Below are 23,357 nucleotides of genomic sequence, written 5' to 3' on the forward strand. Positions count from 1 at the left end.
ATGAAATTCACACTCTCCTGGCTGAAAGAGCACCTGGAAACCGACGCCACGCTCGACGAGATCTGCGCCCGCCTGACGATGATCGGGCTGGAAGTGGAAGAAGTGGACGACAAGGCCGCATTCAAGCCCTTCGTCATCGCCAAGGTTCTCTCGGCCGAAAAGCACCCGCAGGCCGATCGCCTGAAGGTGCTGATGGTCGACACCGGTAGCGGCGCGCCCGTTCAGGTGGTCTGTGGCGCCCCCAATGCGCGCGCCGGCCTCGTCGGTGCCTTCGCGGCCCCCGGCACCTATGTTCCCGGCATCGATGTGACGCTCACGGTCGGCAACATTCGCGGCGTCGAGAGCCGCGGCATGATGTGCTCGGAAAAGGAACTGGAAATCTCCGACAGCCATGACGGCATCATCGATCTGCCGGAAGATGCGTCCGTCGGCACGAGCTTCGCTGCCTATGCCGGCCTCGACGATCCGGTCATCGAGATCAACCTGACACCGAACCGCCCGGATTGCACCGGCGTCTATGGCATTGCCCGCGATCTCGCCGCCTCCGGCCTTGGCACGCTAAAGCCCCGCCTTACGCCAACGTTTCCTGTCCAAGGTGAAACGCCGACCGAACTCAAGATCGAGCTCGACGATATCAGCCTTTGCCCGGGCTTTGCGCTTCGCCTCGTGCGCGGCGTCAAGAACGGCCCGAGCCCGAAGTGGATGCAGCAGCGCCTGCTCGCGATCGGCCTCCGTCCGATCAGTGCGCTGGTCGATATCACCAACTACATGACTTTCGACCAGGGTCGGCCGATGCACGTCTTCGACGCCGCCAAGGTCAAAGGCAATCTGGTCGTCCGCCGCGCCAGGGACGGAGAGACCGTGCTGGCACTGGACGAGCGCGAATACAAGCTCAACCCCAGCAACGTCGTCATCGCCGATGGCAACGGCGTCGAATCGATCGGCGGCATCATGGGCGGTGAGCATTCCGGCTGCGACGAGAATACGACCGACGTGCTGATCGAATCGGCACTTTGGGACCCGATGAACATTGCCAAGACGGGCCGCAGCCTCGGCATCATCACCGACGCGCGCTATCGCTTCGAGCGCGGCGTAGATCCGGAATATATGGTGCCCGGCCTTGAGCGCACCACGGAGCTGGTGCTTGCCTGCTGCGGCGGCACGGCTGCCAAAGCCCGCGTCGAAGGCTACAAGGGTTATGAGGCGAAGGTTGTCGATTTCCCGCTGTCGGAAGTCAAGCGCCTGACCGGCCTCGAAGTTTCGGCCGACGAGAGCAAGTCGATCCTGACGAAGCTCGGCTTTTCGGTTTCCGGTTCGGGTGAGCGTGTCTCCGTCGCGGTACCCTCCTGGCGCCCTGATGTCGATGGCAAGGCCGATCTTGTCGAAGAGATCATGCGCATCCACGGTGTCGATAACATCAAGCCGCAGCCGCTTAGCAGCCACGCCGCCGTCAATGGCAAGATCCTGACGACGCTGCAGATCCGCACGCGCACCGCCAAGCGCGCGCTGGCATCACGCGGCATGCTGGAAGCCGTCACCTGGTCTTTCATCTCGGAAGATCAGGCCAAGCTCTTCGGCGGCGGCTCCAACGCGCTGAAGCTTGCGAACCCGATCGCCGCAGACATGTCCGATATGCGTCCTTCGCTGCTGCCGGGCCTGCTGTCGGCTGCGCAGCGCAATGCCGACAAGGGCTATGGCGACGTCGCAATCTTCGAAGTCTCGGGCACGTATGAGAACGACACGCCTGAGGGACAGCGACGCGTTGCCGGGGGTATTCGCCGCGGCACGGCATCGCTTGCCGGCGCCGGCCGCATGTGGTCGAACGCCACCAAGGGCGGCGGCAAGCCGGTCGACGTTTTCGACGCCAAGGCCGATGCTCTGGCCGTCATCGAGGCCTGCGGCCTGCCGATGGGCAATATCCAGATCGAGCAGGGTGGCCCGGCCTGGTATCATCCCGGTCGCTCCGGCACTATCAAGATGGGTCCGAAGGTCGTGCTCGGCTATTTCGGTGAATTCCATCCGAAGACGCTGGAAGCGCTGGATGTCTCCGGCGCTCTTGCCGGCTTTGAAGTCTATATCGATGCCATGCCCGAACCGAAGAAGAAGGCCACGCGCACCAAGCCGGCGCTGGAGCTTTCTCCCTTCCAGGCCGTCAAGCGCGACTTCGCCTTCGTGGTCGACAGGTCGGTGGAAGCCGGGGCCGTCATCCGCGCGGCTGCCGGTGCCGACCGCAAGCTGGTCACCGGCGTCAACGTCTTCGACATTTTCGAGGGCGCGTCGCTCGGCGAAGGCAAGAAGTCGATTGCCATCGAAGTGCAGATCCAGCCGGCAGAGCGCACGCTGACGGATGAGGATTTCGAGGCGCTGACGCAGAAGATCGTGGCGAACGTCACCAAGTCGACGGGTGGGGTGTTGAGAGCGTAATCGGCTGCGGCCGAGTTCGCGGAGGGTCTGTCACCCCCTCCGTCGCTGTCGCGACATCTCCCCCACAAGGGGGAGATTGGTAACTCGCGGAATCTTCTCGCCTCGATCAACTATCGAAGCTGCAGACACTGAAGCTCTTAGATTTGGAAGAGCGCGCCGCATACTCCCAACAATCTCCCCTTGTGGGGGAGATGTCACGAAGTGACAGAGGGGGGTATCAGGGGCACGGCATCCTCGGTGCCGCCTCACCTACCGATGCAGATGGTAAACCTTGTTCACCACACTCCACCGGCCATCGATCTTCACCAGCGATAGATAGTCCGAAAACCGCATCCCGGCGAATTCGTCGACGACCTTGACGCTTGCAGCATCGCCTTCGATGTCGATCAACTCGATCTCCATCAGCGGTATGGTGCCGGGCGGGGCGCTGCCTTCCTCGACGATCGCGGCAATGAACTCATCCCGCGTCATCCATTCCACCGCGCCTTGATAATTGCCGATGATCGCTGCTCGCGGATGGAAGGCCTTGCGCAGCGCCGGCTCGTTCGCGAATGCCATGCCATCGACGTAGAGATGAACAACCGCGCGGATTGCCTGCTCTTCCGACATCTTGTCATTCCTCGTTTGAGTCATGTCTAACATATCATAGACACCGCCGACTGCCAAAACGCTGGTACGGTAATCTCAGTGATTTGACGACGTCTATTCCACGAAGACGCGCACGCTTGCCGCGCGCCCGGCTGCATCGATGACGGTCAGCGTCGAATAGCCGGCGCCATCGGGCGTCCATTGGTTGGTGCGGCGGCGCGACATGTCGGGCAGCGGCTTACCGTTGGCGAGCCAGCGGAACGGCGCCCTGCCGCCCTGCAGCTTCAACGCCAGCGGCATGATCTGATCGTTGCCGCTGCTGGCGCCGAGATCGACGCGTGCACCTTCCGGCGGATAGACGATCTGCGGCGCCGGTTCGCGGCTGGAGGCAGCCAGCAGCCCGGCGGCGGTCACGGAAAAGCGTCGCTGACTGATCGGCAGCTCGGTCGGCGCGATGCGCACGGCGCCCATCGGAGCGGCAGGGAAGGGGGTTATGGCAACGCCCGATTTGGCGAAGGCCTCGAACAGGATGGGTGCGGCCGAAACATAGCCCGCCAGCCCCGGTACGGCGCCATTGTCCGGACGGCCGACCCATACGCCGAGCACATGCGCGCCGTCATAGCCGATCGACCAGGCATCGCGATTGCCGTAGCTGGTTCCGGTCTTGTAAGCGATGCCGAGCTGCTTGCTGCCGCGCGGGGCAATGATGTCGGAGAGAATGTCGGTGATGTTCCACACCGCGATCGGCTCCATCAGTGGCTCGCCGTCGATCGGTCCCGGCTCGTCCTGCACGCCATCGCCGATCCGCATGGCCTTGCCGCGATTGGCAAGCCCGGCATAGAGCTGCACGAGATCCTTCAGCGTCACGCCGACGCCGCCGAGGCCGATGGCAAGGCCCGGAGCTTCGTTCGGCGGCAACTTCGGCTTCACCTCGGCGCGGCGGAAGCGCACCAGCAGCCGCGTCGGCCCGACCGCGTCGAGCAGGCGCACAGCCGGTACATTGAGCGACAGCTGCAGCGCCTGGCGCACGCTGACATCGCCCTGGTAGCTCATGTCGAAATTGCGTGGGCGATAGCCGTAGAAGTCGGCGGGGCGATCCTCGATAATCGTCTCCTGCGCCACATAGCCCTGCTCGAAAGCAAGGCCGTAGATGAAGGGCTTCAGCGTCGAGCCGGGCGAGCGCAGCACGCGGGTCATATCGACCCAGCCGGCACGCGAGGAATCGAAATAATTGGCCGAGCCGACTTCACCGATGATCTCGCCGGTCTTGGCGTCCGCCATGATCATAGCGACCGATACTTTCGGCCCAAGCCGCTTTGCCGCCGCATCCGCAACGGCTTCCAGACCCTGCTGCACATCGCGTCGCAATGTCGTCTTATGCTTGATGACGCCAGACTGCTTGCGCAGTGCCAATTCGGCGACATGCGCGGCATAGGCCGGCAGTTGCCGGCGCTGAGCAGGAATTGGTGAAAGCGAGGCACGTTCCGCTTCGCCTTCGCCGATAACGGCAGCCACGGCCGCGCGCTCGAGCACGCGATGGCGGGCAGCCTGGGCGGCGGCAAGATTGCGGTCTGGCCGGCGCTTTTCCGGTAGTTGCGGCAGGGCAACCAGCAGGCCAGCCTGCGCGACCGTCAGATGCTTCGGCTCCTTGCCGAAATAGGCAAGGCTCGCGGCCCGCACGCCTTCCAGATTGCCGCCATAGGGGGCATGCGTCAGATAGAGATCGAGGATCTGTTCCTTGGTCAGCCGCCGTTCGATCTGGATGGCACGGACGACCTGCAGGAGTTTCGCCGTCATCGAGCGCTCGCTGCGGGGCTCGATCAGGCGCGCCACCTGCATGGAGAGCGTCGAGCCGCCTGACACGATGCGGCCATGCGTGAGGAGTTGGAGGAAGGCGCGGCCGATCGCCATGGGATCGACGCCATGGTGATCGTAGAAGCGCCGGTCCTCATAGGCGACCAGCATACGCAGAAATTGCGGATCGACATCGGCAACGCCGGTCTTCAGCCGCCAGCGCCCCTCGGGCGTGGCGAAGGCGCGCAGGAGATCGCCGTTGGCATCGAGCACTTCGGCGGACACCACGCGGGCATTGTCGAGCGGCGGCGGATAGGCGTGGTCTGCGGCTTCCAGGCCGAAGACCAGAGCCACCGCCGTCAAGACGGTGGCTCCAAAGCCGATCGCAATTTTCCACCGCGCCTTCATGGCTGCTTCTTACTGCTGGGCGCCCAGCACCTCCATGCGACCCATCGCCGTGCGGGCCGAAAACTGGGGACGATACATGTCCTCGACGCTTGCGGCCGGATGATCATAGACGCCGGGGGTCACGGCGCGCACGACATAGGCGAAGGTCATGTCGCGATCTGCCCCGGAATTCTGATCGAAGGCAGCGACGAAGCGGTCGTTGCGGAATTCGACATGAGCAGGCTGAACTTCGCTGAGCCAGTCGAAGTTCGAAAGCTGGGCGCTGTTGACGATGCTCGGATTGTCAATCTCGAAGCCTGCCGGCAGGAGATCGGTCACGAGGATGCGCTGCGGCCAGTCATTGTCCTCGGTCACGTGCAGCACGACTACGTAGCGTTCGTTCTGCTGTGCCTGGCTGACATTCGCCTCTTCGCCGTCGAGCGTGTAATATTTGCGCTCGATCTTGAAGCCGTTACCGCCAGCGGGCAGCGGCGCCACCGGAGCCGCGACCGTGGTCACGGCAGCCGACAGCGGCTGGCGCGTCGTATTGGTGACGGTCAGCGGGTGGCCCATCAGCGCATCGCCGCTCATCTGCGCCATATAGGTGCCGCTATGGGCAGCGCCGTTGACATCGAGCGTCAGGCCGTCATCGCCATTCTGTAGAGCGCGGGCGGCGAGCAGCATCCAGGTCTGTTCCTGCGTGCTGGTATATTTCCGGCTCTGCCAATCCTTGGCGACGACGCTTGCGAGTTCCGGAATGATCGGCGGCACGGGGCGGCTTTCGGCCGCAAGCGCCAGTACCGCGGCACCGTCGCGCAGCGACGAGCCGTAATCCGAGCGGACGAAGCTGACCTTTGTCACCGCTGCCTTTTGCGACATCTGCAGCGAATCCACGAAGATGTTGCGCGAGCGCTGTGCATCCCCATAGAGCGCGAGAGCCGCGGCCAGATGCGCCTTGGAAAGTGGCGTCGGGAAGTCGTTCAGCATGGTGTCCGCATAGTAGCGCAGATCGCTGATCGAAGCCTTCTTGTTGCGCGCCAGCACGTAGAGCGCATAGGCGATCTCGTTGCCGTTATCCTTGACGTTGGTGTTGGCGCTGAGTGCATTCTGGAGGTTTTCGAGACCCTGCACCATGGCCTGATCCGGCACGTTGTACTTCTGCTCGCGGGCGCGGGTCAGGAAGTCCATCACATAGGCGTCGAGCCAGAGATCGCCGGAGCCCGGACCCCAGAGGCCGAAGCTGCCGGTCGAGGACTGGTAGGACAGTTCGCGATAGATCGAATCCTGCACGCGCTTCTGGATCTCGGCGTCATTGGCCAGGCCGTTCTTGATGGCCATGTCGCTGAAGTAGAGCAACGGCATGGCGCTGCTCGCCGTCTGTTCCGCGCAGCCATAGGGATAGTGGCTGAGGCTCATCAAAAGCGCCGGCACGTCGAAGGCGCTGGAACGGCTGACATTGACGCTGACCGAGGCGCCGGGCAGCACGCTGTCGGCGAGAAGGTCGGCATTGACGGTCAGGCTCTTGCCTGGCGCAAGCGCGATGACACGCCGTTCGGTGACCGGCAGCTGCGACGGGCGAACGGGAATATCGACCGATTGGTCGAGCGACATGCCTGATGCATTCGAGAGCTTGATCGAGATCGTGCCGTCGCCTGGCTGTCCGCCGGTCAGCGGCAGGGTGATGGCGTATTTGCCGCCGGTCTGCAGGTTGACCTTCTGCTGCGTGGCGCTTGCATCCATGGTCACGGCGCTGTTGCCTGTTACCGCGAGGGTGTATTCGCCGGCTGGTGCGTCCGTGTTGGCGACATCGAGACGCAGATTCGCCTTGTCTCCCGGTGCCAGGAATTTCGGCAGGCTGGCGGTGACGACGACGGGATCGCGGATGATCACGTCCTGTGTCGCGTGACCGACGCCGGCTTTCGACCAGGCGACGGCCATCAGCCGTGCCGTGCCGTTGAACTGCGGAATATCAAAGCTGACATTCGCCTTGCCATTGGCATCGAGCTTGATCGGACCGGAGAAGAAGGCGATCAGCTTTTCCTTCGGCGGGCTCGCCTGCAGGGCTGCCTGTCCGCCGTCGCCGCCGGTACGCAGCTTACCCGTCGCGCCGAGCGAGCCATCGATGAGGCGGCCGTAAATATCGCGGATTTCGAGGCCGAGCTGGCGTTGGCCATAATACCAGTCATCCGGTGCCGGCGGCTGGTAGCGCGTGAGATTGAGGATGCCGACATCGACGGCGGCAATCGTGACATAGGCGTCCTCATTGGCGCCTGCACCCGCAACCTGCAGGGCGATGTTGAGCGGTTGGCGTGGCAGCGTCTTCTGCGGCGCGTCGATCTTGATCTGCAGCTTCCGCTCGCCGGGATCGACGGGGGCCCATTTGATGCCGATGGCGCGCATCGGCATGCGGCTTTCCTGGGCGTCGCCAGGGCGGAAAAGAGTGGCCGTCAGATAGGTGCCGGCGCCCCAATCCGCCGTTACAGGAACGTCGACTTCGCCGCCTGTCGCGCCGATATCGGCGTTGGTGACCGAGATCAGCGTTTCCGACCCGGCCGTCACCATCAACTGACCGGCATAGCGCGAGGTGACCTTCAGCTTGGCCGTGTCGCCGACATGGTAGCTTTCCTTGTCGAGTGCGATCTCCAGCGCATCCGGCGTTTCCGTCGAGGTGGAGGCGACATACCAGCCGGCATTGAACTCGACGCTCGATTCCGGGCCGTTCGCATCGGCGGTGGAGACTTCGAGGCGGTAGCGACCCCAGGTGACCGGCATGGAAATCGCCGCACCGTCCGTCGTGGCGTTGACCGTGCCGACCGCCACCTGCTTGGTGGACATGATAGGCTCGAACTTCCAGCTGCTGCCGTCGCGATACCATTGATAATTGCGCTCGACGCTCAGCAGCTTCCAGGTCAGGCCCTGCATGGCCTGCTTCTGGCCATTGGCATCGACAACGATGACATGGAAGTTGCCGACGGAATTTTCACCGAGATCGCCGTCGAATTCCGGCTTGATGCCGATGCGTGGGCCATCCGCCTTGACGGGCAGCGTCAGCGAGCGCTCGACAGCGCGACCGCCGGCTTCCTGCATGCGCACCGTAATATTGGCGTTCAGCAGCTGCGTGGTCGAAGGCGTGTCGTTGATCGTGACGTTGAAGGTCGTCTTACCGTTCTCGTCCAGCACCTGCAGGTCTTCGAGCGGCACCTGCGTGCTCTCGGCCTTGCTATCGCCGCTGCTGCTGTCGTCATCATCATTATTTGCGTTTGCCTTGCCGGCACCTTCGTCGGCGAGGCCGAACTGATAGCCCTTGAAGGCATCGCTCTGGCGCGTCGGCTTCAGCGTCACTTCGCCTTCGAGGTTGAGGCCGGCGGCCGGCGCGCCATAGAGATAGCGTCCATCGACATTAACCGGCGTCGGCTGGCCGACTTCGATCTCCTTGGCGTCGCTCTTCATGTCGAATTCGATGCGATCCGGCACGAAATCGTCGACGAGGAAGGTCTGCGAGCCGATGGAGGAGCCTTTCGGGTCGGTGTAGATGTTCATCGTCCAGGTGCCGCGCATCGAGGTCTGCTGCAGCGGCAGATCGACATTATAGCCGCCGAGCTTGCCGCCATCGGTGACGATGCGGCGATCCTCGACGCCATCCGGGCGCAGGAAGACGAAGGTGAGCGGCAGGCTTTCCACCGCCGTCGAGCTGACGTCGCGGGCAAGGGCGGAAGCATGCACCGTCTCGCCGGCACGGTATATGCCGCGTTCCGTCCAGGTCAAAAGGTCGATCGCGCCCGGTGCGGTTCTACCGGCAACGCCGCGGTCGGAAAGATCGAAGCCGGCGCGGGTCATGTCGAGGAAGACATAATCCTGATCGCCGTTTTGGGCGGTGATGACGGCCGGCGTCATGCCCGCCGTGCCGCGCATCAGGCCGGCGCTGAAGACGGCGCGGCCATTGTCATCGGTCTTGGCGGTACCAAGGATTTCATTGTTCTTGGCGAGCAGCTGCAGCTGGATGCCGGCCAGCGGCTTTGCGCTGCCGAGCGAGCGGGCAAAGACATTCAGCCCGTCGGTGCCGGCATAGGTGGTGACGCCGATGTCGGAAACGACGAACCATTGTGTCGCCTGCGGGTCCCATTCATGGCCGCCGCTCTCGGGCGCAACCGCCGTCAGCACATAGACGCCGGGTTTGCGCTTCGGCAGCGCCTCGTCCACAGGGAAGCTGGTTGCGACTTCCTTGTTGAGTTCCTGCTTGATCTCGATGGAGCCCTGCCAGACCAGTTCGCCATTGGTATCCTGGATGGTCTGGGCGCTGTAACTGTCCACCTGCGTCAGGAACTGCGAATTGTTCAGAAGTTGCGCGATATTGCGGTCGCCGATGCGGTAGAGCTTGAGATTGGCCGTGTTGGCGTTAACCGAAATGATCGGGATGCCGCGGCGCGCGGTCGAAGGCAGGACGAAATTGTCGCCCGTGAAGCGCAGCGAAGCCGTGCGATCCTTGACGTAGATATCGACATTGACCTGCGAGGCGAGGTTTTCATCCACCGAGGAGGGCAGGCCGGCGCGCAGCGAGATACGGTAGTGCTGGCCGAATTCCAGACCTTCGACGCAGATCTGGTTGTCCTTGGCATCGACGCCCTTCGGCGCGGCGCCGTTGAGGGTGACGAAGGGGGTATAGTCGACGCCGCTCTTCACCAGCTTTTCGGAGAACTGCACGCAGGCGCGCGGCGAGGCATTATCGTTGTCGAGCGTGTTGCCGGTCACGCGGAAGCCCTGACGGGCCAGAAGATCGTTATAGGCTGCCTGGACGGCGGCTGAGCTGACGAGATTGAGACTTGCCTTGTAAGCGCTGAGCGCGGGGCGATAGTTCTGCGCATTCTTCAGCGCCTCGGCGAGAACGGCGAGCGCATCGGCGCGGCTGCTCGTCGTGCGGGTCAGCTGGTAGCCGTTGAGCGCGGCATAGGCGGCGCGAGTGGCGACAGACGTCTCGTTCGTGATCGTATTGGCGGCGCGCGCCATCTCGATCCACAGATCACCGTTGTCGGGATTGAGCGAGAGAGCGCCCTGGAAGGCGTTCAGCGCATCGTTGACATTGCCCGAGGTCAGTTCGATGCGGCCGAGCGCAATAAGGCTTTCAACGCCCTGGCCCTTCAGCTCGTTGCCGAGCGTCAGCGTGTTCTTTGCATCACGCGCGCTCTGGACGAAATTGTCGGAAAGGAATGAAAGGGCAGGGGCCGCGCCGATATCCGGCTCGCTGGTAGCCGCCGTCTCGACGATCTTGCCGGCGATTGCGCCGGGAAAACTATTGAGCTGGTTGAAGTCCGACTTCATGAAGCACCACTTCACCTTGGGATTGTAGGTGAAGGCCTTGCAGGACTTGTCGCCGATGCAGGAGGCGGAGCACTGATCCAGCGTCACATTCTGCTCTGTGCGCAGATCGAAGCCGAAGTAATCGCCATCCTTCGTGGTAACCACCTGGCGCTTGACGTCAGCCGTCAGCGAAGGGGTCAGAGATGCGAAAGTGGCGAGAAGAAAAGCAGAGAAGCCGATAAACGCGCGCCTAGACATAAGTCCTCCCCACGCTGCCCGTTTTTGATGGCGGCAATCTTCAAATTTCGGGCCTGTTTGTCAACCGAGCGTCGAGCTTCTGAATGAGCTTCGCGTCCACGACGATCAACTTAGGAGTTTGAAAAAGCCTGCAATTCAGGCGATTTGCATGTTCGGCCATTCCCTTGAGGATGCTTCATTTTTCTTTTCGGTCCCAAAATGACACCGGCCTTTACGGCCGATGTCGTCGCTTGGGCGGAAGAGACGGCCCATTTGTCATATATTCGTCATCGCCAATGCGGCATCCGAATACCGCTTTCCAGTGACGGTCTCGGGCGTGATGATATCACCGAGTTCCTTCACCTCCTGTGCTGAAAGAACGATATCGGCAGCCGCGGCGTTCTGCTCGAGATGATGCAGTTTGCGGGCGCCGGGGATCGGCACGATGTCGTCACCCTGGTGCAGCACCCATGCGAGCGCCAGTTGTGCCGCGGTGACGCCCTTTTCCTCGGCGAGCGCCTGCAATCTGGCGACAAGCGCCGCGTTGGCATCGAAATTCTCGCTCTGGAAACGTGGAAGCGAACGGCGGAAATCGTCGGCGGCAAGATCGTCCGCCTTTTGGATCGCGCCGGTCAGGAAGCCGCGGCCGAGCGGGCTATAGGGCACGAAGCCGATGCCGAGTTCACGGCAGGTGGCAAGCACGTCTTCTTCCGGGTCGCGGCTCCACAGCGAATATTCGCTCTGCAAGGCGGCGATCGGATGCACCGCATGGGCGCGGCGGATGGTGGCGGAGCCTGCTTCGGAAAGGCCGAGCGCCCGCACTTTGCCTTCTCTTACCAGTTCCGCCATGGCGCCGACCGTATCTTCGATCGGTACGTTCGGATCGACGCGATGCTGGTAGTAGAGGTCGATGATATCGGTGCCAAGTCGTTTGAGGGAGGCTTCGGCAACTTCCTTGACATGCTCGGGCCGGCTATCGACGCCGATCATGGCGGCGGGGCCAGATTTCGTGTGATCGAGCTTGAAACCGAATTTGGTGGCGATGACAACGCGGTCGCGCACAGGCTTCAGTGCCCGGCCGAGCAGCTCCTCGTTGGTGAACGGGCCGTAGGTTTCAGCCGTATCGAAAAAAGTGACACCGAGATCGACGGCGCGATGGAGCGTCTTGACGGATTCGGCTTCGTCAGCGGCGCCATAGGCAAAGCTCATGCCCATGCAGCCAAGTCCAACGGCGGAAACGGTGAGATCCTTGCCAAGCCTGCGGGTTTTCATGGTGTGTTCCTCTTGAGACGTATGGGAGCGGCAGGGTTTGTATCCCCTGCCTACGAGCTCAAGGTAGGGCTCTGGATAATGGATGAAAATCCATGCAAATTCTTACAGGCTGTTCTATAATTTAGATCAATGAACCGGACACAGCTCTCCCAACTCGCGGTTTTTGCCGCCGTCGCCGCCCATCGCAGCTTCCGCGCTGCCGGCAAGGAACTGTCGATCGCGCCATCGGCGGTCAGCCATGCCGTGTCCAGCCTCGAAGAAAGCCTCGGCGTGCGGCTGCTTGCCCGCACCACGCGCAGCGTATTGCCGACCGAGGAAGGTCAGGCGCTGCTTCAAAGGCTGGCGCCCGCTCTGGAGGAAATCGATATTGCGCTGGAGGATACGCTGGCGACCCGGGGCCGCCCGGCGGGGACGCTGCGCATCACTGCCCCGCGTTTTGCCTCCGATCTCCTGATGGCGCCACGGCTTGGCGACTTCCTTAATACCTACCCGGACATCACGCTGGAGATCGCCAACGAGGATGGTTTCAGCAATATCGTCAAGGAGGGCTATGATGCCGGTATCCGGCTGGCGGAGAGCATCGAAGGCGACATGATCGCGGTGAAGGTCTCGCCTGATATCCGCACCGTCATTGCCGGGTCGCCGGCCTATTTCGAGAAGCATGCGAAGCCGCTGCATCCGCGTGATCTCGTCCATCACCGCTGCATCAAGCGGCGGTTCACCGATGGCTCGATCTATCGCTGGGAATTCGAGAAGGATGGCCACGAGCTCGTCGTTGCCGTCGATGGCCCACTGATCGTCATCGAGGATAGGCTCGGGGTTCTGGCGGCCGTTAACGGTGCCGGCCTTGCTTATCTGTTCGATATCCGCGTGCAGCAGGAACTGGCCGAGGGCAAGCTCATCCGCGTACTCGAGGATTGGTGCCCTCCCTATCCCGGCTTCTGCATCTACTATCCGAGCCGCCGTCAAATGCGCCCGGCGCTCAGGGCCTTCATCGACTTCTTCAAATATACGGGACCGTGAGGGGCGGCGGTGGGGACCAGTCCGCCGCCCCATCCTTGGGGGGGGCAGGCAAGCGATGTCAGGCTGCGGCCTTCTGATTGGCTGCGGTCATCGCCAGCTTCGAGAGGTTCTTGTCGGCATTTCCCTCTTCCTGGAGCGTCTGGTCGAGCAGTTCGACGACCTTCTTCTGGCCGAGCGTGTTCGCCCAGGTGCGCAACGTTCCGTAGCGGGCGATCTCATAGTGCTCGACGGCCTGCGCCGCCGATATCAATCCGGCATCGAGAGCCGGCGTTCCCTTGAATTCCTCGATGATCTCCTCGCCTTCGGCAATGATCCCCTGGATGGCTTCGCAGGTCTTGCCCTGGGCGCGCTTGCCGATCAGGTCGAAGATCTGCTGCAGGCGTTCGACATGGCCTTCGGTTTCCTGCAGATGCTTTTCGAAGCCGGCCTTCAGATCCGGCGATTGTGCCTCGCGCGCCATCTTGGGCAATGCCCGCACGATCTGCCTTTCGGCATAGTAGATGTCTTTCAGCGTGTCGTAGAAAAGATCTTCCAGCGTTTTTTCCTTCGGCATTGTTTCTCTCCATATTCGGGAACCCGATTTTCAACGGCTTGCCGCAGTCAGCGGCCCTTACGAAAGTCGGCGTGGGTCGAATTGTTCCCGTTGCTGACGGATTCGGGTGGCGATCCGCTTTAAAGTCGGCTGAAATGCAGCGATGGCGAGGAGGAAGTTCAAGCGATGAGAAAACCGGGGTCAATGAGGGGGCTTGAGGATCTCGGCCGCGTCAGGCTATCGAAAAACTTCTTCTTTCGCGATTTCCTGCATTCGGAAATATCAGATTTCTATCGCATCCCCAATATTCCGGAGGATCCCGATCTGGCAATCGAGGCCGGACGCCGGCTTTGCGAGGAATTGCTGGAGCCGCTGGAGGCGACCTTTGGCCGGCTACATATCCGCTCCGGCTATCGCTCGCCGGAGGTCAATGCCTTCGGCAACAGGAACGGGCTGAACTGCTCGACCAATCCCCACACCGCTGCGCACCACATCTGGGATATGCGCGATCTCGACGGCTGCATGGGGGCGGCCGTCTGCATCGTCGTGCCCTGGCTGATCGATCACCATAGCCACGAAGGCGATTGGCAGAAACTCGCCTGGTGGATCCACGATCATCTGCCCTACGCCTCGCTCTGCTTCTTCCCGAAGCTCTGGGCCTTCAACATCCAGTGGCACGAGCGGCCCAAGCGAACCATCCAGAGCTATGTCAGCCCACGTGGCATGCTGACCAAGCCAGGCATGGCCAACTGGGAGGGCGATCATTCCGCCCATTATGAGGGCTTTCCCAAACTTAGAAGCTGATGCGATAGCGAATATGCCCGTCGCTCTTAACGTAGCTGTCATAGAGCTTGCGGGCGGTCGCATTTCCTTCTTCTGTGTGCCAGTAAAGCCGTGCCCAGCCGTTTTTCTTGCACAGCGCGACGAGATCGTCGAGCAGCGCCCGGCCGACGCCGTGGCCCCTGGCACTTTCATCGACGAACAGGTCTTCCAGATAGCAATCGGGTGCGCGCACCCATGTGCCTTCATGCGTGAGGCTGAGGGTAAAGCCCTTTACCTCGCCATCGACTTCGGCCACGCGCATGAAGATCGCCGACGCCGGATCGAAGACCCGGCGCCACGTCGCATCGGTGATGTCGGGCGCGACGGTGACGCCGTAGAAGGCCAGATAGCCGTTCCATAGCGCGCGCCAGCGCGCTTCATCGTCGGGTCCGGCGTCTCGGATCGTCACGGTCATTGGCTTGTCTCTCTTATTCGCCGGCTGCGTCGAGCAGGCGCATGGCATCATCGGAAAGCGAAAGCTTTGCCGAATTGATGAGCGCGTCGAGCTGGTTGAGGCTGGTCGCGCTGGCGATCGGGGCGGTAACGCCACGCTTGCGCAAGAGCCAGGCAAGCGCGATTTCGGCGGGCTTCGCGCCGGTTTCGGCCGCGACCTTGTCGAGCGCTGCGAGAATCCGCAGGCCCTTGTCGTCGAGATAGGCGGCAACCCGGTTTTCGCGTGCCCGTCCCTCGGTATCGGCCTTGGTGCGGTACTTGCCAGTCAGGAAGCCGGCTGCGAGGCTGAAATAGGTGATGACGCCGATGTCTTCCCTGACGCAGAGATCCGCCAGCGGTCCCTCGAAGCTGTCGCGGGCATAAAGATTATATTCGGGCTGGAGCACGTCGTAGCGCGGCAGGCCAGCCTCGGCGGCAGCATCGAGCGACGCCTGCAGCTGCGTCGCATCGAGGTTCGAGCAGCCGACATGGCGGATCTTGCCCTGTTGCTTCAGCTTGGCATAGGCGGCAAGCGATTCCTCATGCGGCGTCTCGGGATCCGGCCAGTGCGAGAGATAAAGGTCGATGTGATCGGTCTGCAGCCGCTTCAGCGAGGCTTCCGCCGCCTCGATGATGTAGTCGGCCTTGAGGCCCTTCTTGCCCGGCCCCATCTCCGATCCGACCTTGGTGATGATGATGGCCTTGTCGCGTGAAACGCGGCTCTGCTTCAGCCACCTGCCGATGATCTCCTCGGAATCGCCGCCCTTATTGCCGGGAACCCAGCGGGAATAGACATCGGCCGTGTCGATCGTGTTGAAGCCGGCATCGAAGAAGGCGTCGAGCAGTGCGTAGGAAGTTTTCTCATCGGCCGTCCAGCCGAAGACGTTGCCGCCGAAAACGATGGGGGCGACAAACAGATCGGTTCGTCCAAGCTTGCGCATGTCCATGATATCACTCCAAATCACTTGAGGGGCAGCTCGGCGAGCAGGCGCCGGCGCGAAGGGACAGCGCAGGCTAACGACCTTTGCCGACAAAGACCACTAACGATTTCTTTATTTATGGGCGAAAGACACTTAGCCGAACAGCGTTGCGCCCGTTGCGACCGCCGCTTAAGGTCAGCGCCGCTGCTGCGGCGTCGAGTCGCCAGCTCTGATTTTCGATTTTACCGGTTCCTGTGGCGCGGCCAGCGTCTGGAATGCGATGCTTAAGGAGAGAGATCATGCTGCGTTTCGGAATTCTGTCGACGGCCAAGATCGGTCGCGATCTAGTGGTGCCGGCCATCCAGGATGCGGAAAACTGCATTGTGACGGCGATCGCCAGCCGCGATCTCGCCCGTGCCCGCCAGATGGCAGACCGCTTCTCCGTGCCGCATGCTTTTGGCTCCTATGAGGAGATGCTCGCCTCCGATGCGATCGACGCCGTCTATATCCCGTTGCCGACTTCTCAGCACGTCGAATGGACGATCAAGGCTGCCGATGCCGGCAAGCACGTGCTCTGCGAAAAGCCGATCGCCCTCAAGGCGGATGAAATCGACAGCCTGATCGCCGCGCGCGACCGCAACAAGGTGCTGGTGACGGAAGCCTATATGGTTACCTATGCGCCGGTCTGGCGGAAGGTTCGCTCGCTGCTCGCCGATGGCGCCATTGGCCGCCTGCGCCACATCCAGGGCGCCTTCACCTATTTCAACCGCGATGCCGGCAATATGCGCAATATCCCTGCGCTCGGCGGCGGCGGCCTGCCTGACATCGGTGTCTACCCGACAATCAGCACCCGTTTCGTCACCGGTCGCGAACCCCTACGCATTCAGGCCGTCACCGAGCGTGACCCGGAATTCGGCACCGACATCTATTCCAGCGTCAAAGCGGATTTCGGCGACTTCGAACTGAGCTTCTACATCTCAACGCAGATGGCCAACCGCCAGGTCATGGTCTTCCATGGCACCGAGGGTTTCATCGAGGTGAAGTCGCCCTTCAATGCCGATCGCTATGGTGCTGAAGAGCTGGAGTTGACCAATCGCGGCCATTCGGAATCGCAAGTTTTCCGTTTCCCCGACAGTCGCCAATACAGGCGCGAGGCTGAAGCTTTCGCCTCAGCCGCGCTCGGCCAAGGCGCAGAGGTCGTGTTGCTGGAAAGCTCGAAGCTCAACCAGAAGGTCATCGACGCCATCTACCGCGCCAGCGAGAAGGATGGTTGGGAGCCGGTCTGAGGGCGTTCCTTATCGTGCGACGCAATTCCGGACGGAAAACCGCTGCACACTTTTCCTGGAATTGCTTCAGGAATTTTGCCGGTGGCGGAAGACGAAGCGTGAATAGCCGAAGAAGCTGAACGCTGTTGCCGCCGCCGATGCCAGCGTCAGCGCGATGATCGGCCGCAATGACGGTTCGGTCATCAGCAGCGAGCTGAAAAGGGCGTAGTTCAGTAGAGCCGAGGTCAGCCCGACCGAGCCGTAGCGGAAGCCCTCCGCCGCAAGCGAGCGGTCGGATCGGCCGAAGGTGAAGTTGCGGTTGAGTACCCAAGTGGCAAGCAGCGCGCTCGGGATCGATATGGCGCGGCCGACGAAGGGGCCGAAGGGCGTGAACCAGAGCAACAGATGCAGCACGCCCGCATCGACCACGAAGCCGACACCGCCAGCGATCAGGAAGCGAAAGAGCTTCTTCATGCAGCCTTGGCCCTTTTCTTCCGGCTTGCCGGCTTGTCGATCTCAGCCATGTAAACCGCCCTGTCATCTTCGCTTTCGCGCGAGGAGGGCCTGGGCAGGCTCATATAGTGAATGCGCAACTGTTCGGCGCGGGCGCGCGCCACGGAATCGAGGATGATACCGGCTGTGAACAGCATGAAGGCGATCATTGTCAGCGCCAGGGAGAGCATCCAACTCGGCATGCGCAAGACCTGTCCGGTTTCGAAATACTCGATGAAGACCGGGATGGAGAAGCCTATGCTCAGCTCCATCGCAACGGCGCTCAGGATGCCGAAGAAGGCGAAAGGCCGCGTTTCCTTCATCAGCATGGCGAACATCCAGAGGATCTTGCCACCGTCGCGGAAGGTGGAAAGCTTCGAATGCGAGCCTTCCGGCCGCCGACCGTAATCGAGTTCCAGCTCGCTGACGGGCAGCTTCAGCCTGGAGGCATGAACCGACATTTCCGTCTCGATCTCGAAACCGCCAGACACGGCAGGAAAGCTCTTGACGAAACGCCGCGAGAAGCAGCGGTAGCCGGAAAATATATCGGTGAAATCGGCGCCGAAGATGCTGCGATAGAGCCAGTTGAAAATGCGGTTGCCGAAGGCATGGCCCTGCCGGCCTGCGTCGTTGCGAACGTTGCGGCGGGTGCCGACCACCATATCGGATCCCTCGGTCAGCAACGTGCGGATCAGCTCTTCTCCGTCTTCGGGTGCATAGGTGCCGTCGCCATCGGCCATCAGATAGATGTCAGCTTCGATATCGGCGAACATGCGGCGCACCACATGTCCCTTGCCTTGCCGGCGCTCGCGCACGACGGTCGCGCCGGCAAGCATGGCATGCAGCGCGGTGCCGTCGGTCGAATTATTGTCGTAGACATAGATCGCGGCCTGCGGCAGCGCCTTGCGGAAGCCGCGCACGACCTCGCCGATCGTTGCAGCTTCATTGTAGCAGGGCAGGAGGACGGCGATATTCAGCTTCTCATTCGACATGGTCTTGGCCGGTTGCTGCGTGTGAAGTCAAGTCGAGACCCGATTGACGATCCGGGCGAGAGCTTATCCCGCTGGCTGTTAATAAGACCCTATGGCTGCCCAATAAAAAAGGCGGGATACCGGCGCTGCGAAAAACATTATCGTGATGAAAGCGGCTGTAGGCAGCGGCTTTACTTTTTTTTGATCGGCAACCGTTAGCGTATCGCCCCGACTATCCTTCCAACATGGGGTTCATCGAGATGGCGCAAACGCTGGCAATGCCGCCCGAGGCAGCCGGAACGGCAGAAAAGAAGGCGCCTCTGCGTTGGTCTCATCCTGCTCTCGCTGCTCTGGTCTATGCCGCCATCGTCATCGTCGCGCAGCTCATCATTCATCGCAACCTGACGGACTATGTCGGGCCGGATAATGACGATGCCATGCGTCTTGTCGAAGTGCGCGATTTTCTCGCCGGCCAGGGCTGGTTCGACATGATGCAGTACCGTCTCGGCCTTGCGGGCGGGACGCTGATGCACTGGTCGCGCTTCATCGATCTGCCGATCGCAAGCCTCATCCTCTTCTTCCGGATGTTCCTTTCACCGGAAGGCGCCGAGGCGGCCGCGCTAACGGTGTGGCCTCTTATGCTCGTCCTGCCGCTGATGTTCTTCATGGGTCTTGCAGGTCGGCGCATCGCCGGCGTGGAAGGCATGCACTTCTCGCTGATCCTGACGGCGCTGTTTGTCCTGCTTTCGCCGCGCTTCGTGCCGGGCTCCATCGATCACGACAATGTTCAGCTCGGCCTCGTCGCGCTTACCGTCGCAATGCTCGTCGACGAAAGTTACAGACCTCGCAACTTTGCGATCGCCGCCATTGCCCTTGCCATCCAGCTCGGTATCGGCGCGGAGACAACACCCTTTGTCGCCGTCGCCTGCATGTCGGTTGCCTGTTTGTGGGCCTGGAAAGGCGAGATATTCGCACCCGCTGCCAAGGCTTTTGCCCTGACCCTGACGATCGCCGTCAGCGCCGCCTTCTTCTCGCTGGTGCCGCCGCGTCTTTACTCGATGGTCACATGCGACAATCTCTCGCTCGGCTTTTACGGCATCACCAGCGCAGGCTGCGTCGGACTTCTCTTGTCGTCCATTTTTGCCAGCCGTCTCTCCCGGCCCTGGCGCATTGCAATTCTCGCGGTCAACGGCGCATTCGTGTTTGCGATAACCGTCGCACTTGCGCCGCAATGCCTGCGCAATCCGCTTTCCGATCTGGACCCCATGCTGGTGGATTTCTGGCTCAGCAGGGTGACCGAGGCACAATCGATTATCTCCGTGGCCAACCGTCAGCCGGATACGCTCGGCGTCTTCTACGCAACGGGTCTTCTGGCGATGCTCGTCTGCGCCTTTCGTATCCTGCGAGGCACCCGGCCGAGCCTCCACGCAATGCTGATGGCGCTGATCGCGATCAATTGGGTGATCACGCTGGTGCAAGTACGCGGCACAGAATTCGCCAATCTCCTGGCCATACCGCCACTGGCATTGCTGATCGCCGAATTGCGAAAGAACTACATGGCCGATCCCAAAAATCTGCGTGCGATCCTGCTTTATGCGGGGACGTTATTGGCCTCTGTCCCAGCCGTTTGGGCCGTGGGCGGCGCACTTGCAAGCAAGGGGGTCGTCAATGGTTTTATGGTCGCGGCGCCAGTCAAGGCGGAGGAGACTGCCAACTGTATATCCCAGCAGGCCCTGCGACCGATCGCGGGTCTTGCGCCGGGGGTGGTCGCGGCGGCCTCCAACCTGGGAGCGCCGCTTCTGCGCTTCACCCCCCATCGCACCCTCTCCGGTCCCTATCACCGCGATCCTGATGGAATGATGGCCGAGCTGCTTATTGGCCTTGCGGAGCCGCAACAGGCAGAAGCGCTTTTGCGTGAGGCAAAGGTGACGATTGTCGCCTTCTGCAAGGGAGATCCGCAGGTGGAGCTGGTGAGTGAGCGGGCGCCGAAGGGGCTTTATGCGCAGCTGAGCGCCGGGCATGTCCCGGCTTATCTGGAGCCGATTGCGGCGTCGGCGGAATCGGATGTGCAGTTCTTCCGCGTCACGCCGCAGAATTGAGCTGGAGCCGTTCAGCTCTGCGCGGAATCTCCAAACCACGCCATTACGAGCGGGAAGCCGCAGAATACTCTTAGATATTGGGTCTAAGCCCGGCGCTGTTCCAGCATATCGGCTGTCATGAGATAGCCGATAAAGCCGAGATTGTAGCCGCCGAGCGCGATAAACAATATCGTCAGCGGCGGCGGAACGATCGATATCGCAACGGCCGCCATGAAGGCGATGCTCACCAATGCCACGCCGAGCAGGGCGCCGATCGTCGAGCGTTGCAGGCCGGCGGCAATTCCGATGATCGTGGCGGTCACGAATATCATCGCTCTATATCCTCTTTACTAAGAACCAGTTTGCACAGGTTTACGCGCGGATGGCTAAGAAAGGCTTTGTCGTTAAGGTTAACGCTTGATGAAGCAATAGGCTCCACGCCCTTTATGGGACATGCAAAGGAGGCGGCAGTACCTTAAATATGCGCACAATCCTGTCGTTCGATCGATTCAAACTTAAGCGATATGCGCAAGGCTCCGCATTTTCCGCGACATCGGCTAGAAAGAGGACATGAGCAGCTTTTTTGAGAATGATTCGCCCTCGAACCTGACGGAATACTCCGTCTCGGAACTATCCGGATCGATCAAGCGCACGGTCGAGAATGCGTTCGACCAGGTGCGTGTGCGCGGTGAAATTTCCGGCTATCGCGGTCCGCATTCCTCGGGCCATGCCTATTTCGCGCTGAAGGATGATCGCGCGCGGATCGATGCGGTGATCTGGAAAGGCACATTTTCCAAGCTGAAATTCCGCCCTGAAGAGGGAATGGAAGTCATTGCGACGGGCAAGGTGACGACTTTCCCGGGTTCGTCGAAATACCAGATCGTCATCGAAACCTTGGAGCCTGCCGGCGCCGGTGCCCTGATGGCGCTGCTGGAGGAACGCAAGCGCAAGCTCGGCGCCGAAGGCCTCTTCGATCCCGAGCGCAAGCGCCGGCTGCCCTTCATGCCCAAGGTGATCGGCGTCGTGACGTCGCCGACAGGCGCCGTCATTCGCGATATCCTGCATCGCATCTCCGATCGTTTCCCCGTGCACGTCCTCGTCTGGCCGGTGAAGGTGCAGGGCGACGGCTCCGGCGATGAAGTAGCCAACGCCATCCGCGGCTTTAACGAGTTTGCGCCTGGCGGCCCGATCCCGCGCCCCGATGTGCTGATTGTCGCGCGCGGCGGCGGCAGTCTCGAGGATCTGTGGAGTTTTAACGACGAGGCGGTCGTCCGCGCCGCAGCCGCGAGTGAGATCCTGCTGATCTCGGCCGTTGGCCACGAGACCGACTGGACCTTGATCGACTATGCCGCCGACGTGCGCGCCCCAACGCCGACAGGTGCGGCGGAAATGGCCGTGCCTGTTCGGGCCGAATTGGAGGCGCAACTCGCAAGCCTTGCAGCCCGGCTGCAAGGGGGGATGACGAGACAGATGGATCAACGGCGGCAGGCGGTTCGCGCGCTGCTGCGCGCCTTGCCTTCCCTCGACCAGATCCTGGCTCTGCCGCGCCGGCGCTTCGACGAAGCGGCCGCCGGCCTTGGCCGCGGGCTGGAGCTGAACACGCTCAACAAGCGCCGCTCCTTCGAGCGCACGGCGTCGCATCTCCGACCCGATATTCTGTCGAATCGGATCGCCGAGCGCCGCCAGCAATTGGGCGAACGGATGACCCGCGCGGAGCGCACCATTGAGCGCATGCTCGACCGGTCCCGTGCCCGCATCGAGCGAGCCGATGCAGTTTTTGCTACCTTGCCATTGCGCCTCGAAGCGCAGACGGGCAGGGCGCGTGATCGCCTCGGCAATCTCGTTCGCCACGCCGATACCGCCATCCGCCACCAGCTGACCCGCGCGCGCAGCGAACTTACGGCGCAGGAGCGCATCCTGCAGTCGCTCTCCTACAAGAATGTTCTGAAGCGCGGCTATGCCGTTGTGCGCGACGAGGATGACCGCCCGGTTTCGCTGGCGGCAGCACTTTCGGTGGGTGCGGCCATTTCGATCGAATTCGCGGATGGCCGCATCGGGGCCGTCACCGGCGATGACGCCTCCCCACCGTCTTCATCCGCACCGCCATCAGGCACCGCGCCTTTGAAGAAGCGTGTCACCAAACCGGCAGAGCCTGCCGCTCCACCGAAGCAGGGAAGCCTGTTCTGATGCGCATCCTGTTGGTGCTGGCCCATCCGCTGGAGGACAGCTTTGCCGCCGCCGTGGCAAAGCTTGCGCAGGAAACGCTCGTCGCTCGCGGTCACCAGGTCGATCTGCTCGATCTCTATCGCGAGGGCTTCGATCCGCGTCTGTCCGAAGCCGAGCGGCGCGGCTATTTCGACCAGCCCTATGATACCTCTGGCGTCGATGCCATGGTCGCACGGTTGCAGGCGGCGGAGGGACTGATCCTCGTCTTTCCGCAATGGTGGTTCAATTTCCCGGCGATCCTCAAGGGCTTCTTCGATCGCGCCTTTGCGCCCGGTGTCGCCTTCACCCACGATGTCGCCGGCGGGCGTATCGTGCCGAAGCTCACCAATATCCGCCTATTCTGGGCGGTGACGACGACCGGCTCTCCCTGGTGGATCGTGCATCTCTACATGGGCAATCCGGTGCGGCGCCTGTTGAAGCGCGGCATCGCCGCCTTCTGCGCCAAGCGGCTGAATTTCCACATGCTGGCGCTGCATGATATGGACCGCGTGACCGATGCCGGGCGCAAGGCGCATCTCGAACGCGTCAAGCGAGCGCTGGCGACGATTTGATCTCACGATTTCCAAAAAAATATGCCGCGGCAGGAGTACCGCGGCATG

The 23,357-nt window shown here is 61.8% G+C and carries 17 protein-coding genes; 7 read left to right on the plus strand and 10 right to left on the minus strand.

Translation table 11 applies throughout. The annotated features are described in order from the left end of the window. Complete coding sequence (gene pheT / locus FHT85_RS15830; RefSeq protein WP_112409748.1) at positions 1 to 2,424, plus strand: phenylalanine--tRNA ligase subunit beta; 2,424 nt, start codon at positions 1 to 3, stop codon at positions 2,422 to 2,424. Positions 2,425 to 2,673: 249 nt separating this feature from the next. Here pheT and FHT85_RS15835 read toward each other — a convergent pair whose 3' ends face one another. From FHT85_RS15835 to FHT85_RS15850, 4 genes are all read right to left on the minus strand, one after another. Beyond that, on the minus strand, positions 2,674 to 3,033 hold the full coding sequence (locus FHT85_RS15835; protein WP_015338486.1) for a nuclear transport factor 2 family protein: 360 nt from the start codon (positions 3,031 to 3,033) through the stop codon (positions 2,674 to 2,676). Between the two features lie 93 nt (positions 3,034 to 3,126). Next, positions 3,127 to 5,214, minus strand: a complete 2,088-nt coding sequence (gene pbpC, locus FHT85_RS15840) for a penicillin-binding protein 1C (protein ID WP_112336782.1) — start codon at positions 5,212 to 5,214, stop codon at positions 3,127 to 3,129. Between the two features lie 9 nt (positions 5,215 to 5,223). Further along, entirely contained in the window at positions 5,224 to 10,746 is a 5,523-nt protein-coding gene (locus FHT85_RS15845) for an alpha-2-macroglobulin family protein (RefSeq protein WP_112409749.1), read from the minus strand. A gap of 255 nt (positions 10,747 to 11,001) precedes the next feature. Then, the gene (locus FHT85_RS15850) at positions 11,002 to 11,997 is read right to left on the minus strand and encodes an aldo/keto reductase (RefSeq protein ID WP_112409750.1); all 996 of its coding nucleotides are present in this window, start codon (positions 11,995 to 11,997) and stop codon (positions 11,002 to 11,004) included. 129 nt (positions 11,998 to 12,126) lie between these two features. Here FHT85_RS15850 and FHT85_RS15855 point away from each other — a divergent pair, with 129 nt between their 5' ends. Beyond that, positions 12,127 to 13,020 (plus strand): LysR family transcriptional regulator, encoded by an 894-nt coding sequence (locus FHT85_RS15855; RefSeq protein ID WP_112409751.1) that lies wholly within the window; start codon positions 12,127 to 12,129, stop codon positions 13,018 to 13,020. A gap of 58 nt (positions 13,021 to 13,078) precedes the next feature. On the opposite strand, the gene FHT85_RS15860 is transcribed toward FHT85_RS15855, so the two are convergent. Next, a complete protein-coding gene (locus FHT85_RS15860; RefSeq protein WP_112336778.1) occupies positions 13,079 to 13,573 on the minus strand; it encodes a ferritin-like domain-containing protein in 495 nt (164 codons plus the stop codon). 165 nt (positions 13,574 to 13,738) lie between these two features. On the opposite strand from FHT85_RS15860, the gene FHT85_RS15865 reads away from it, so the two are divergent. Next, positions 13,739 to 14,356: a hypothetical protein gene (locus tag FHT85_RS15865; protein ID WP_112409752.1), complete on the plus strand. Its 618-nt coding sequence runs from the start codon at positions 13,739 to 13,741 to the stop codon at positions 14,354 to 14,356. On the opposite strand, the gene FHT85_RS15870 is transcribed toward FHT85_RS15865, so the two are convergent. Then, entirely contained in the window at positions 14,346 to 14,789 is a 444-nt protein-coding gene (locus FHT85_RS15870; RefSeq protein ID WP_112409753.1) for a GNAT family N-acetyltransferase, read from the minus strand. The two genes, FHT85_RS15865 and FHT85_RS15870, sit on opposite strands and share 11 nt — an antisense overlap. Before the next feature lie 13 nt (positions 14,790 to 14,802). Further along, positions 14,803 to 15,753 carry an aldo/keto reductase gene (locus FHT85_RS15875; RefSeq protein ID WP_112409754.1) on the minus strand — a complete coding sequence of 317 codons (951 nt, stop codon included), beginning with the start codon at positions 15,751 to 15,753 and terminating at the stop codon, positions 14,803 to 14,805. A gap of 272 nt (positions 15,754 to 16,025) precedes the next feature. On the opposite strand from FHT85_RS15875, the gene FHT85_RS15880 reads away from it, so the two are divergent. After that, positions 16,026 to 17,012 carry a Gfo/Idh/MocA family protein gene (locus FHT85_RS15880; RefSeq protein WP_112409755.1) on the plus strand — a complete coding sequence of 329 codons (987 nt, stop codon included), beginning with the start codon at positions 16,026 to 16,028 and terminating at the stop codon, positions 17,010 to 17,012. A gap of 66 nt (positions 17,013 to 17,078) precedes the next feature. Here the strand turns inward: FHT85_RS15880 and FHT85_RS15885 are convergent, their stop codons facing one another. Further along, complete coding sequence (locus tag FHT85_RS15885; protein ID WP_069611041.1) at positions 17,079 to 17,465, minus strand: GtrA family protein; 387 nt, start codon at positions 17,463 to 17,465, stop codon at positions 17,079 to 17,081. Beyond that, positions 17,462 to 18,475, minus strand: coding sequence for a glycosyltransferase (locus FHT85_RS15890; RefSeq protein ID WP_112409756.1), 1,014 nt, complete (start codon positions 18,473 to 18,475; stop codon positions 17,462 to 17,464). The genes FHT85_RS15885 and FHT85_RS15890 overlap by 4 nt, the downstream gene beginning before the upstream one ends. A gap of 239 nt (positions 18,476 to 18,714) precedes the next feature. On the opposite strand from FHT85_RS15890, the gene FHT85_RS15895 reads away from it, so the two are divergent. After that, positions 18,715 to 20,553, plus strand: coding sequence for a hypothetical protein (locus FHT85_RS15895; protein ID WP_112409895.1), 1,839 nt, complete (start codon positions 18,715 to 18,717; stop codon positions 20,551 to 20,553). A gap of 83 nt (positions 20,554 to 20,636) precedes the next feature. On the opposite strand, the gene FHT85_RS15900 is transcribed toward FHT85_RS15895, so the two are convergent. Next, complete coding sequence (locus FHT85_RS15900) at positions 20,637 to 20,864, minus strand: homogentisate export protein (RefSeq protein WP_112409757.1); 228 nt, start codon at positions 20,862 to 20,864, stop codon at positions 20,637 to 20,639. A gap of 238 nt (positions 20,865 to 21,102) precedes the next feature. On the opposite strand from FHT85_RS15900, the gene xseA reads away from it, so the two are divergent. After that, positions 21,103 to 22,719, plus strand: a complete 1,617-nt coding sequence (xseA, locus tag FHT85_RS15905; protein WP_112409758.1) for an exodeoxyribonuclease VII large subunit — start codon at positions 21,103 to 21,105, stop codon at positions 22,717 to 22,719. Next, positions 22,719 to 23,309, plus strand: coding sequence for an NAD(P)H-dependent oxidoreductase (locus tag FHT85_RS15910; RefSeq protein WP_112409759.1), 591 nt, complete (start codon positions 22,719 to 22,721; stop codon positions 23,307 to 23,309). Before xseA ends, FHT85_RS15910 begins: the two co-directional genes overlap by 1 nt. The last annotated feature ends 48 nt before the right edge of the window (positions 23,310 to 23,357 follow it).

The sequence above is a fragment of the Rhizobium sp. BK312 genome, from assembly GCF_014193605.1.
Taxonomy (GTDB): Bacteria; Pseudomonadota; Alphaproteobacteria; order Rhizobiales; family Rhizobiaceae; genus Rhizobium.

What these genes read in the sequence shown, in the direction of transcription:
- xseA (WP_112409758.1), top strand. Translation starts at nt 21,103, where the DNA reads ATGAGCAGCTTTTTTGAGAATGATTCGCCCTCGAACCTGACGGAATAC.
- FHT85_RS15875 (WP_112409754.1), bottom strand. Translation starts at nt 15,753, where the DNA reads ATGGACATGCGCAAGCTTGGACGAACCGATCTGTTTGTCGCCCCCATC.
- FHT85_RS15895 (WP_112409895.1), top strand. Translation starts at nt 18,715, where the DNA reads ATGGCGCAAACGCTGGCAATGCCGCCCGAGGCAGCCGGAACGGCAGAA.
- FHT85_RS15855 (WP_112409751.1), top strand. Translation starts at nt 12,127, where the DNA reads ATGAACCGGACACAGCTCTCCCAACTCGCGGTTTTTGCCGCCGTCGCC.
- FHT85_RS15845 (WP_112409749.1), bottom strand. Translation starts at nt 10,746, where the DNA reads ATGTCTAGGCGCGCGTTTATCGGCTTCTCTGCTTTTCTTCTCGCCACT.
- FHT85_RS15835 (WP_015338486.1), bottom strand. Translation starts at nt 3,033, where the DNA reads ATGTCGGAAGAGCAGGCAATCCGCGCGGTTGTTCATCTCTACGTCGAT.
- FHT85_RS15860 (WP_112336778.1), bottom strand. Translation starts at nt 13,573, where the DNA reads ATGCCGAAGGAAAAAACGCTGGAAGATCTTTTCTACGACACGCTGAAA.
- FHT85_RS15885 (WP_069611041.1), bottom strand. Translation starts at nt 17,465, where the DNA reads ATGAAGAAGCTCTTTCGCTTCCTGATCGCTGGCGGTGTCGGCTTCGTG.
- FHT85_RS15900 (WP_112409757.1), bottom strand. Translation starts at nt 20,864, where the DNA reads ATGATATTCGTGACCGCCACGATCATCGGAATTGCCGCCGGCCTGCAA.
- FHT85_RS15865 (WP_112409752.1), top strand. Translation starts at nt 13,739, where the DNA reads ATGAGAAAACCGGGGTCAATGAGGGGGCTTGAGGATCTCGGCCGCGTC.
- pbpC (WP_112336782.1), bottom strand. Translation starts at nt 5,214, where the DNA reads ATGAAGGCGCGGTGGAAAATTGCGATCGGCTTTGGAGCCACCGTCTTG.
- FHT85_RS15910 (WP_112409759.1), top strand. Translation starts at nt 22,719, where the DNA reads ATGCGCATCCTGTTGGTGCTGGCCCATCCGCTGGAGGACAGCTTTGCC.
- FHT85_RS15880 (WP_112409755.1), top strand. Translation starts at nt 16,026, where the DNA reads ATGCTGCGTTTCGGAATTCTGTCGACGGCCAAGATCGGTCGCGATCTA.
- FHT85_RS15850 (WP_112409750.1), bottom strand. Translation starts at nt 11,997, where the DNA reads ATGAAAACCCGCAGGCTTGGCAAGGATCTCACCGTTTCCGCCGTTGGA.
- pheT (WP_112409748.1), top strand. Translation starts at nt 1, where the DNA reads ATGAAATTCACACTCTCCTGGCTGAAAGAGCACCTGGAAACCGACGCC.
- FHT85_RS15870 (WP_112409753.1), bottom strand. Translation starts at nt 14,789, where the DNA reads ATGACCGTGACGATCCGAGACGCCGGACCCGACGATGAAGCGCGCTGG.
- FHT85_RS15890 (WP_112409756.1), bottom strand. Translation starts at nt 18,475, where the DNA reads ATGTCGAATGAGAAGCTGAATATCGCCGTCCTCCTGCCCTGCTACAAT.